The 10,369-nt window shown below is 72.0% G+C and carries 10 protein-coding genes; 4 read left to right on the top strand and 6 right to left on the bottom strand.

Going from position 1 to position 10,369, the window contains the following annotated elements; all coding sequences use genetic code 11:
* Positions 1-1,089, top strand: a 1,089-nt coding sequence (locus RB614_RS39960; RefSeq protein WP_308717932.1) for an AAA family ATPase, incomplete at its 5' end; no start/stop codon positions are given.
* Positions 1,090-1,471: 382 nt separating this feature from the next.
* Here RB614_RS39960 and RB614_RS39955 read toward each other — a convergent pair.
* Positions 1,472-2,374, bottom strand: coding sequence for an HhH-GPD family protein (locus tag RB614_RS39955; RefSeq protein ID WP_308717931.1), 903 nt, complete (start codon positions 2,372-2,374; stop codon positions 1,472-1,474).
* Between the two features lie 290 nt (positions 2,375-2,664).
* Between RB614_RS39955 and RB614_RS39950 the strand changes: the two genes are divergently transcribed.
* From RB614_RS39950 to RB614_RS39940, 3 genes are all read left to right on the top strand, one after another.
* The gene (locus RB614_RS39950; RefSeq protein WP_308717930.1) at positions 2,665-3,186 is read left to right on the top strand and encodes a glycine cleavage system transcriptional repressor; all 522 of its coding nucleotides are present in this window, start codon (positions 2,665-2,667) and stop codon (positions 3,184-3,186) included.
* Positions 3,183-3,734 (top strand): peptide deformylase, encoded by a 552-nt coding sequence (locus tag RB614_RS39945; RefSeq protein WP_308717929.1) that lies wholly within the window; start codon positions 3,183-3,185, stop codon positions 3,732-3,734. Before RB614_RS39950 ends, RB614_RS39945 begins: the two co-directional genes overlap by 4 nt.
* Positions 3,735-3,898: 164 nt before the next feature.
* Positions 3,899-4,498 (top strand): hypothetical protein, encoded by a 600-nt coding sequence (locus RB614_RS39940; RefSeq protein WP_308717928.1) that lies wholly within the window; start codon positions 3,899-3,901, stop codon positions 4,496-4,498.
* A 36-nt stretch (positions 4,499-4,534) separates the two neighbouring features.
* Here the strand turns inward: RB614_RS39940 and RB614_RS39935 are convergent, their stop codons facing one another.
* From RB614_RS39935 to RB614_RS39915, 5 genes are all read right to left on the bottom strand, one after another.
* Positions 4,535-5,605, bottom strand: a complete 1,071-nt coding sequence (locus RB614_RS39935; RefSeq protein ID WP_308717935.1) for an IS110 family RNA-guided transposase — start codon at positions 5,603-5,605, stop codon at positions 4,535-4,537.
* A gap of 318 nt (positions 5,606-5,923) precedes the next feature.
* On the bottom strand, positions 5,924-7,123 hold the full coding sequence (gene disA / locus RB614_RS39930; RefSeq protein ID WP_308717927.1) for a DNA integrity scanning diadenylate cyclase DisA: 1,200 nt from the start codon (positions 7,121-7,123) through the stop codon (positions 5,924-5,926).
* 89 nt (positions 7,124-7,212) lie between these two features.
* Entirely contained in the window at positions 7,213-8,655 is a 1,443-nt protein-coding gene (gene radA, locus RB614_RS39925; protein WP_308717926.1) for a DNA repair protein RadA, read from the bottom strand.
* A 38-nt stretch (positions 8,656-8,693) separates the two neighbouring features.
* The gene (locus RB614_RS39920) at positions 8,694-9,392 is read right to left on the bottom strand and encodes a copper chaperone PCu(A)C (RefSeq protein WP_308717925.1); all 699 of its coding nucleotides are present in this window, start codon (positions 9,390-9,392) and stop codon (positions 8,694-8,696) included.
* Positions 9,393-9,500: 108 nt separating this feature from the next.
* Positions 9,501-10,337 (bottom strand): UbiA family prenyltransferase, encoded by an 837-nt coding sequence (locus RB614_RS39915; RefSeq protein ID WP_308717924.1) that lies wholly within the window; start codon positions 10,335-10,337, stop codon positions 9,501-9,503.
* Positions 10,338-10,369: the final 32 nt, after the last annotated feature.

Here is a 10,369-nt window from a genome sequence, read left to right as displayed (position 1 = left end):
CAGATCGCCGAGGTGCTGGCGAACTGGACGGGTATCCCGGTGTACAAGTTGACCGAGGAGGAGACGTCCCGGCTGTTGCGGATGGAGGACGAGCTGCACAAGCGGGTCGTCGGCCAGGAGGATGCGGTCAAGGCGGTGTCGAAGGCGATCCGGCGTACACGGGCTGGGTTGAAGGATCCGAAGCGGCCGTCGGGTTCGTTCATCTTCGCTGGTCCGTCGGGGGTGGGTAAGACCGAGTTGTCCAAGGCTCTGGCGGAGTTCTTGTTCGGCAGCGAGGATGCGTTGATCCAGTTGGACATGTCGGAGTTCCACGATCGGTACACGGTGTCGCGTCTGGTTGGTGCCCCGCCCGGGTATGTCGGCTATGACGAGGGTGGTCAGTTGACCGAGAAGGTGCGGCGGCGGCCGTTCTCGGTGGTGTTGTTCGACGAGATCGAGAAGGCGCACCCGGATGTGTTCAACACCCTGCTTCAGATCTTGGAGGATGGGCGGTTGACGGATGGTCAGGGGCGGATCGTCGACTTCAAGAACACGGTGATCATCTTGACGACGAACTTGGGTACTCGGGATGTAGCCAAGGCGGTCAGTTTGGGGTTCCAGGCGTCGGAGGACTCGGAGTCGAACTACGAGCGGATGAAGCAGAAGGTCAACGATGAGTTGAAGCAGCATTTCCGGCCGGAGTTCTTGAACCGGATCGATGACACGATCGTGTTCCATCAGTTGCAGCAGGCGGAGATCTTGGAGATCGTGGATATCATGATCGCTCGGATCGAGACGCAGTTGCGGAACAAGGACATGTCGATGGAGTTGACCGACAGTGCCAAGCGGTATCTGGCGGTGAAGGGGTTCGATCCGGTGTTGGGTGCGCGGCCGTTGCGTCGTACGATCCAGCGGGATATCGAGGACAACCTGTCCGAGCGGATCCTGTTCAACGAGCTCAAGCCGGGTCAGATCGTCGTGGTCGACTGCGAAGGCGACCCCGCCGACATCGACAAGTCCAAGCTCGTATTCCGCGGCGCCGACAAGCCGGTCGCGGTGCCCGACGCGGTGCCGGCCGACCTCGGCAGCGCCGCTGAGGCCGCCGAGTAGGCACGGCAGCGACAGACGAAGGGCGGTCCCGAGAGGGGCCGCCCTTTCGTCATGGCCCGCGAGCGACGCTGCGGGTGGTGTCTCGCAGCGCGCCCGGCGCGGTGGCCGGCAGCACGTCCAGCGTGGCGGCTGGCAGCGCGCCCAGCGTTGGGCCGGCAGCGCCCGGCGTGGCGGCTGGCAGTGCTCCACGCGTGGTGGCCGGTAGTGCTCCACGCGTGGTTGGCGGGCAGTGCTCAGCGTGGTGACGGGCGGCTGGTCAGCCGGCCCCGGCGAAAGCGCGCGGCAGCCGGCGAAGCCGACAGAATGTCGCTGCCCCGCGAGGTCGGTGGTCGCGCTAGCCAAACCTCCGCTGGCCCGCCAGCGGAGGTGACGCCTTGCATGGTCAGCGGTGCCCGCCAGGCAGGGGCGCCTCGCCGGCCAGCGCAAACAGCCCCTCGCCCGCGGGTGACACGAGGCCGTCGTCCAGGAGGCTGCGCAAGGCGCGGTCACGCTGCACGGCGTCGGCCCAGACCAGGTCGAGCTGCCCGCCTGGCACGGGACCGCGGGCCTCCCGCAGTACGGCGAGCAAAAGACCGCGAACCTGGCGGTCCGTACCCGCGTATTGCTGTGGGCGGCGGGTCGGCCCGGTGGGCGTTGGCCGGCCCTCCGCCCGCCAGCCGCAGATCGCCACGACCGGGCAGTCGGTGCAGCGCGGTGCCCGTGCCGTGCACACAACCGCGCCAAGCTCCATGAACGCCGCGCTCGCCCGCGCCGCCCGGGCCGGCTCGACCGGGAGCAGCGCCTCGGCGTCGGCCAGATCGGCGGGTGTGGTCGTGGGGCCGGCGTCCGCCTTGCCGCGGCTGGCCCGGGCCACGAATCGCCGCACGTTGGTGTCCACCACCGGCTGCCGCTGCCCGTACGCGAAGGCCGCCACCGCCCGCGCCGTGTACGCGCCGACGCCGGGCAGTGCCAGCAGCGCGTCGAGGTCGGCGGGCACTTCGCCACCGTGCCGGGCCACGATCGCCACCGCGCACTCGTGCAACCGCATCGCGCGGCGCGGGTAGCCGAGCCGTCCCCACATCCGGATCGCCTCGGCGGGCGTGTCCACCGCGAGGTCAGCCGGCTTTGGCCAGCGGGTCAGCCACGCGTGGTACGCCGGCAGTACCCGGGCGACCGGCGTCTGCTGGAGCATGATCTCGCTGACCAGTACCGCCCACGCGCTCGTGCCCGGGGCTCGCCAGGGCAGGTCGCGGGCGTTGGCGTCGAACCACTCGATGGCCGCGTCGGCCAGGTCGGTCCCAGACATTCCCCTCCTCGGACACCGGCGGCGACACGGCCGCCAGCCGACGGACACGGCCGCCAGCCAGCGGCGACACACGGCCGCCAGCCGACGGACACGGCCGCCAGCCGACGGCACATGGCCGGCAGCGCCGGCGGACATGGCCGCCACCAGCGTGCCAGCAAGACACAGCCACCAGCGTGCCAGCGACACGGCCGCGGACCAGCGCTGGCGACACGGCGGGCGGACACACGGCCGCCAGCGACACACAGCGGGTCGATCCTGCCACGCCCGGGCGCGTCGGGCAGACTCCACTCGTGAAAGCACGCAGCGAGCTCGCGATCACCGTGATCGGCCACGACCGGCCGGGTATCGTCGCCGACGTCTCCGAGGCCCTCGCCCGGCTCGGTGCCAACCTGACCGACTCCACGATGACCCGCTTGCGCGGCCACTTCACCTGGACGCTCGTCTGCGGTGGCCCGAGCGCCGCCGAGGTCGAGGCCGCGCTGGGTCCGCTCGCCGCCGACGGCCGGCTGCTCGCGACGGTACGGGAGGTGGGCCCCGAGGTCGAAGCGGCCGTGGCCGGCGAGCCGTACCTGATGAGCGTCCACGGCGCCGACCGCCTCGGCATCGTGGCCGCGGTGACCCGGGTGCTCGCCGAGGCCGGCGGCAACATCACCGACCTCACCACCCGGCTGACCGGCCCGCTCTACGTGCTGGTCGCCGAGGTGGACCTGCCGCCCGGTACCGCCGAGGCGGTCGGCAAGCGGCTCGCCGAGGTCGCCGGTGGGCTGGAGGTCGAGGTCACACTCCGCCCCACCGAAACGGACGTACTGTGAGTGACCCGTTCGCCGGCTGGACCCCGGAGGCGCTCGGCGATCCGGGGGAGGTGCTGCCGGTGGTCACCGCACCTCACGGCGTGCTGAGCCAGCCCGGTCCCGAGGTCGACCCCAGCGACCCGAAGGTCGCCCGGCTCGCCGCCGACCTGCTGGCCACGATGCGCGTCTCGCCCGGCTGCGTGGGCCTGGCCGCGCCGCAGGTCGGGGTGTCCGCCCAGGTCTTCGTCGTGGATGTGAGCGGCCATCCCAAGGCGGCCACGGTGCACGGCGCGTTCGCCCTCTGCAATGCAAAGGTGGTCGAGGCGAGCCGCTGGCGCCCCGGCCGCGAAGGCTGCATGTCGGTGCCCGACCTCACCGGCGACGTGAAGCGCGCCGCCCGGGTCGTGGTGGAGGCGGCCCTGCCCGGCACGGGTGCGCCGGTACGGCTCACCACCGACGCGTTCGAAGCCCGAGCACTCCAGCACGAGATCGACCATTGCGCCGGCCTCCTTTTCCTCGACCGGGTCGCCGGCGCCCACGCGATACACCAGCGCAAGGTCTACCTCTAGGCCAAACCTTTTGAAGCGGCGTCAGGGCGGCGCGTCGGCGAGATCCTGGCGGTCCACCCCTATACCGTGAGGGCATCATGAGACTGACGGTTGGTCCTCTTCCTTCCGCCGTCTATTGGCGGCGTCGCGCCATTGTGCTCGGTGCCCTTTTCATCGTCCTCTTGGTGCTCTTCACGACCTGTCGCGGCGGTGACGGATCCGGGGCGAGCAAGACCGGCGCCACCAGCACCCCGACGGTCGACACCGGCGGCGACCCAGCCACGCCGGACGCCGAGCAGTCGCCTCCCCCGCCCCCGTCCGACGATCCCGCCACCGGCGCCCCGATAGCGCCACCCGCGGCCACGACCGGCGCTCCCGTCGCGCCGCCCGCCGACGGCTGCACCGACGCCGAGATCAAGGTCACGCCGGTGCCGAGCCTGACCAACGCGCCCGCCGGCCAGACCATCGTCATCAAGCTGCGCATCAAGAACGAGTCCGGCCGCGAGTGCAGCCGCGACGTCGGTCCGGACGAGCAGGAGATCTACATCAAAAAGGGCGCGCAGGTCATCTGGTCCTCCGACCGTTGCAGCACCTACCGCGGCTCGGATGTAAAGCCGTTCCCGCGCAACCTCGAAATGGAGTTTCAGGTCACCTGGAACGGCCGGCAGAGCACCGGCTGCCAAAACGGCGCGGCCACCGGCAGCGCCCCCAGCCCCGGCGAATACCAGGTCTTCGGCCGCCTCGGCACCGACCTCAGCACTCCGGTAAAGCTCACCCTCACCTAAAAGATTCGAGCTACCGCGATGATGCTCCTATGGATGTCAAGCGGCGAGGTCAAGATCGTTTGTTGTGATGATTTGGTAGAGTTCGCGGGCGACGTACCGTTTGAGGCAGCGGATGATCTCTTTCTTGGATAGGCCGTTTTTGGTGCGTCGTTCCATGTAGGCGCGGGTGTTGGGGTCCCAGCGCAGCCGGCTGAGTACGACGCGGTAGAGGGCGGCGTTGGCCTGTCGGTCGCCGCCGCGGTTGAGCCGGTGGCGGGTGGTTTTGCCGGATGAGGCGGGTAGTGGGGCGGCGCCGCAGAGCATGGCGAACGCGGTTTCGGAGGCGAGCCGGTCGTGGTTTTCGCCGGCGGTGACCAGTAGTTGGCCTGCGGTGTCGGCGCCGACGCCGTGGACGGCGACCAGGGCGGGGTTGATGGCGGCGACGAGGGGGTCGAGCAGTTCGTCCAGGTCGGTGATCTCGACCGACAGTTGTTGGTGGCGGCGGGCCAGCGTGCGTAGGGCGAGCTTGGCGGCGGTGGCCGGGCTGGCGGCGTCGGCCCGGTCGGGACGCAGGTTCGCGCAGGTGGTGATCAACTTTTTGACGGCCAGGCCGCGTAGCCGGGCGCGTAGGTCGTCGGGGGCGGTGACGATCAGGGTTTTGATCTGGCGTTGGGTGTCGGCGCGTTGCTCGACCGCGCTGCGCCGGGCCACCCGCAGGTTGCGCAGGGCCTCGACGCGGCCGTCGCGTTGCTTGGGTGTGCCGGTGCGTTCGCCGGCCAACGCGGTCTTGGCCGCCGCGATGGCGTCGATTGGGTCGGACTTGCCTGCCAAGCGGCGGGTCTTGCGGTCCGGGCGGTCGACCTCGATCACCTCGACGTGCTGCTGGTGTAACAGGCGGGCCAGTCCCGCACCGTAGGCGCCGGTGCCCTCGACACCGACCCGGAGCAGCTGGCCGTGCCGGCGCATCCAGGCCAGCAGGGCCGTGTAGCCGGCCGTCGTGGCGGGGAACTGCTCGGTGCCGAGCACCCGCCCGACCAGGTCGATCACCGCCGCGGTGTGCGTGTCCTGGTGGGTGTCGATCCCACCCACGACCTCGATCGCGGCTTCGTCAGGTGTAATAGAGGGCATCGTCGTCCTGTCGTTCGTCACGGTGGGCAAGGCGGCACGCACCAGCCGGGCAACGCGGACAAGACAGAGATGGGGCCTCTGGCCAGGCTCCTATTAGGTCACAACGCCACGTCCAGCCAGTGCACGAGCACCTCCCGACCGGAGCCGACAAATCTTCGCCAAGACCCGAAGTCAGTCCGTCGTTGGGTCAGACCCCGGCGGGAGGTGCTCACAAACATCATCTCTGTCCGTCGTGGTCCAGACCGTTGCTCCCGCGGCCTCACCCTCCGCGGTGGGAAAGCACCGGTCGGGCCGGGCACGGGGCGGCATGACGGTCGGCTAGACGTAGCGCTCCAGGATGGATGCCTCGGCCAGGCGGGAGAGGCCCTCGCGCACTCCGCGGGCCCGCGCGTCGCCCACGCCGTCGACGGCCTGCAGGTCTTCGACCGTGGCGCCGAGCAGCCGCTGCAGGCTCCCGAAGTGGCCCACCAGCCGGTCGACGACCGTGCCGGGCAGGCGCGGCACCTTGGCCAGCAGCCGGAACCCGCGCGGGCTGACCGCCGCGTCGAGCGAGTCGGAGGCGCCCGGGTAGCCGATCGCCTTGGCGACCGCCACCAGGTCGATCATCTCGGTGGCGGAGAGCAGGTCGAGCTCGACAAGCGCCTCGTCCAGCGTGCGGGCCTTGCGCCCGGCCGGCAGGTAGTCGCGGATGACCAGCGTGCGGTCGGCGTCGACGCCGGCCATCAGCTCGTCCAGCTGGAGGGCGAGCAGGCGGCCGTCGGTGCCGAGCTCCACCACGTATCCGGCGATCTCGTCGGCGATCCGGCGGACCATCTCGAGCCGCTGCACCACGGCCACGGCGTCGCGCACGGTCACCAGGTCTTCGATCTCCAGCGCGGAGAGCGTGCCGGAGACCTCGTCGAGGCGCAGCTTGTAGCGCTCCAGCGTCTGCAGCGCCTGGTTGGCCCGGGACAGGATCGCGGCCGAGTCGTCGAGGACGTGGCGCTGCCCGTTGACATACAGCCCGATGATGCGCATGGACTGGCTGACCGAGATGACCGGAAAGCCGGTCTGCTTGGCGACCCGCTCCGCCGTACGGTGCCGGGTGCCCGACTCCTCCGACGGGATGGACGGATCGGGCATGAGGTGGACGGCGGCCCGCACGATGCGGGTGCCGTCGCTGGAGAGCACCACCGCACCGTCCATCTTGCACAGCTCGCGCAGGCGGGTGGCGGAGAACTCGACGTCGAGGGGGAAGCCGCCGGTGCAGAGCGACTCGACCACCTTGTCGTAGCCGAGGACGATCAGCGCGCCGGTGCGGCCTCGCAGGATCCGCTCCAGCCCGTCGCGCAGGGCGGTGCCTGGCGCCATCAACGCCAGATTGGCGCGCAGGGGATCACCTCCCGGTGCGGGGCCGGCGGCCGGGCCTGGCGCGGCGGCCGCTCCAGCGCTGACAGTGCGCGCGGGCGAGCCGACCACGCCCGCGCGGCCGGCCAGGCTGGCGGCGGCGGTTCTATTCGCATCGCGGTCGATCGGCACGGGCACAGTCTACGGACCGTCATCCGACCTGTGCGGTTGCGGTTCGGCGGCAGATCCGTAGCGTGACGTCGACAACCTCACGCGTGACGTTATCCGGCTGAAGCGCGTGCCGCCCACTGCAACGCCGCCCGCACATTGGCCACCTCCACGACGCGCAGGCCCTTGGCGCGTACGCCGGTCGCGTCGGGCCCGCACCCCGCCGGCACCAGCGCGAACGTGAAGCCCAGCCGGGTCGCCTCGGCCAGCCGGCGGGGCACCGCTCCCACCCGGCGGACCTCACCGGTGAGCCCCACCTCACCGATGGCGACCAGGTGCGGGGCGATCGCGAGGTCGAGCCCGCCGGAGGCGACGGCGAGCGCGACGGCCAGGTCGGCGGCGGGCTCGACCACCCGGATGCCGCCGACCGTGGCCGCGAAGACCTCGCGGTCGTGGAGCTTGAGGCTGTCGGTGCGGCGCTGGAGGACGGCGAGCACCATGGCGAGGCGGGCACCGTCCAGCCCGGACACCGTGCGCCGCGGCGAGCCGGGCACCGCCGCCCCGATGAGCGCCTGCACCTCGGTGACCAGCGCGCGCCGCCCCTCCATCGCCACGGTGACGCAGGTGCCCGGCACCGGCTCGGTGGAACGGGTCAGGAAGAGCCCGGACGGGTCGGGCAGGCTGGAGATGCCGCTCTCGTGCATCTCGAAGCAGCCCACCTCGTCGGCGGTGCCGAACCTGTTCTTCACCCCGCGCACGAGGCGCAGCGACGAGTGCTTGTCGCCCTCGAAGTGCAGCACGACGTCGACGAGGTGCTCCAGGACCCGGGGGCCGGCGACCTGACCGTCCTTTGTGACGTGCCCGACCAGGATCGTGGCGATGCCCCGCTCCTTGGCCACCGCGACCAGCGCGGCGGTGACCGCCCGCACCTGGGTGACCCCGCCCGGCACGCCCTCGGTGCCGGGCATGGAGATGGTCTGCACGGAGTCGAGCACCAGCAGGCCGGGCTTGACCGCGTCGAGATGGCCGAGGACCGCGCTGAGGTCGCTCTCCGAGGCGAGGTAGAGCCGCTCGTGGAGCGCGCCCATCCGCTCCGCCCGCAGGCGCACCTGGCTGACCGACTCCTCGCCGCTGACCACCAGCGACGGGCTGCCCGCGCCGGCCGCCCACTGCTGGGCGACGTCGAGCAGCAGCGTCGACTTGCCGACGCCGGGCTCGCCGGCGAGCAGGACGACCGCGCCGGGCACCAAGCCACCGCCGAGCACCCGGTCGAGCTCCGTCACGCCGGTGGGGCGGGCCCGGGCCGGTGTGGCGCTGATCTCCGCGATCGGCCGGGCCGGCTCGGCCGGCACGCGCGAGCTCACCACGCGTCCGGCCGCCATCGGACCGGTCACCGTCGACTCGACGATCGAACCCCACTCGCCACACTCGGGGCAGCGCCCGACCCACTTGGGCGGCTGGTGCCCGCAGGCGTCGCACTCGTACGCCGGGCGGGGCTCACGCGCCGCGGCGCGGGTCTTGGCCGGGCTCCGCGGGATCGATCTCGACGTCGTCACGCCGGCACGCTAACCGTGGGGTACGACGAAAGCCCGGCTCAGTGCTCGCCTTCGCCCGCCTCGGCCGAGCCCCGCGGCACCGGAGTCATCGGCACGCCCACCGGTACGTCGAGGGTCAGCGTGGCGCCGCCGCCGAAGTCGAAGAGCAACTGCACCGTCTCGCCCGCCTTCAGCTCCTGCTTGAGCCCGAGCAGCTCGACGAACTGCTGGCCGGACGCGGTCAGCGCGGCGAAGCTACCGGCCGGGATCCGCACGGTCGCCGGCGGCGCGGGCGGCTCGACGGTCGGGGTCGGCTCCGCCGTGGGCGTGGCCGACGCGGACGGGGTGCCGGTGGCCTCCGCCGACCCGCTGGGCGTGCCCGTCGGCTCCACGGACGGCGAGGCGGAGGGAGAGACCGAGGGCGACGGCGTCGGCGAGGGTGTGCCCTTGGCGCCGGTGGCCAGGGTGACCGACTCGGCGTCCGCGCTCGTCACGGTCACCGTGACCGGCTGGCCCGTGTCGTTGAAGATGTGCAGGTCGAGCGGGGCGTCGGCGCCCGTCTCGTAACCCCCGGAGTGGTAGACCACCATCGCGTTGCGGACCGAGAGGCTCCCGCCGAGCGCGCTGATGTCGCCGTTGGCACCCGGCACGGCCGGCACCTTTTGGGCGGTCTCGGCGATCTGTCCTGCGCTGCACCCCGAGGCCAGCAGGGCGGTCGCCACGGCCGCGCCGGCAAGCAGCGTCATCGAGCGCCTCACGTCGGTCCTCCCTGTCGTGTCTGACCGGGGCCCAGCGTAGTTGCCCGTGATCGCCCGTTCGCGCCAGGCCCGCCAGTTGTGTCCTGCCCGGCTCGGACGCGGGCGTCCCTAGACCACGCGGCCGCTGGTGACGAGTAGGAGGACGTCGATCAGGGCCACCACCAGCACGGCGCGGAAGACCGCCACCGGTCGCGCACCTCGGGATGAGGCCAGGCGTCCCGCGTACCACCCTGCGGGTAGGACCACGACGGCGGCGGCGATGGCCGCGACGCCGTACCAGCTGGGGCGTCCGGGCGGGCCGAAGACGAGCGTGAGCGTCGCCGCGAAGAGCAGCCCGGCGGCGGCCGCCCGCGACCACGCCGCCCCGATCAGGTGCGGCAGGCCGCGCACTCCGGTGCGGACGTCGTCGTCGAGGTCCGGCAGCACGTTGGCGAAGTGCGCGCCGGCGCCGAGCAGCCCGCCGGCCGCGACGATCCAGGCCGGCGGCCGGGGCGAGTCCGGCAGGGCCAGGATGACGAACGCGGGCAGCGCGGCGAACGAGAACGCGTACGGCAGCACCGAGGCCGGGGTGAACTTGAGCGGCCAGTTGTAGAGCAGCGCGCTGACCAGGGCGGCGGTGATGGCGGTCGCGGCGGGCAGGCCGAGCGTGAGCCCGATCAGCGGGGTGGCGACGGCGGCGGCCAGCCCGGCGATGCCGACGACCCGCCGGCTCACCGCGCCGGTGGCGAGCGGCTTGTCGCTCCGCTCGACGGCCCGGTCGCGCTCGGCGTCGAGCCAGTCGTTGGTCCAGCCCACCGCGAGCTGGGTGGCGAGCACGGTGAGGCCGACCAGCGCGGCGCCGGCCGCGTCGTGGCCGACGCCCATGGCGAGGAGGATCGCGACCGCGGTCACCGCCGCTCCCGGCTCCGGGTGGCTGGCGCGGAGGAGGCCGGGGAGTGCACGCATACCGGGAAGTCTGGTCGTTACCGGGGAGTCGT

Origin of the sequence: Phytohabitans maris, from assembly GCF_031085175.1 — a bacterium.
Lineage (GTDB): Bacteria > Actinomycetota > Actinomycetes > Mycobacteriales > Micromonosporaceae > Phytohabitans > Phytohabitans maris.
The sequence above is the reverse complement of the archived record's forward strand: the minus strand, read 5'-3'. Positions and strand labels throughout refer to the sequence as shown.

Excerpts from the sequence above, each read along its gene's own strand:
- RB614_RS39955 (WP_308717931.1), bottom strand. The coding sequence starts at position 2,374 with ATGTCTGGGACCGACCTGGCCGACGCGGCCATCGAGTGGTTCGACGCC.
- RB614_RS39915 (WP_308717924.1), bottom strand. The coding sequence starts at position 10,337 with ATGCGTGCACTCCCCGGCCTCCTCCGCGCCAGCCACCCGGAGCCGGGA.
- RB614_RS39935 (WP_308717935.1), bottom strand. The coding sequence starts at position 5,605 with ATGCCCTCTATTACACCTGACGAAGCCGCGATCGAGGTCGTGGGTGGG.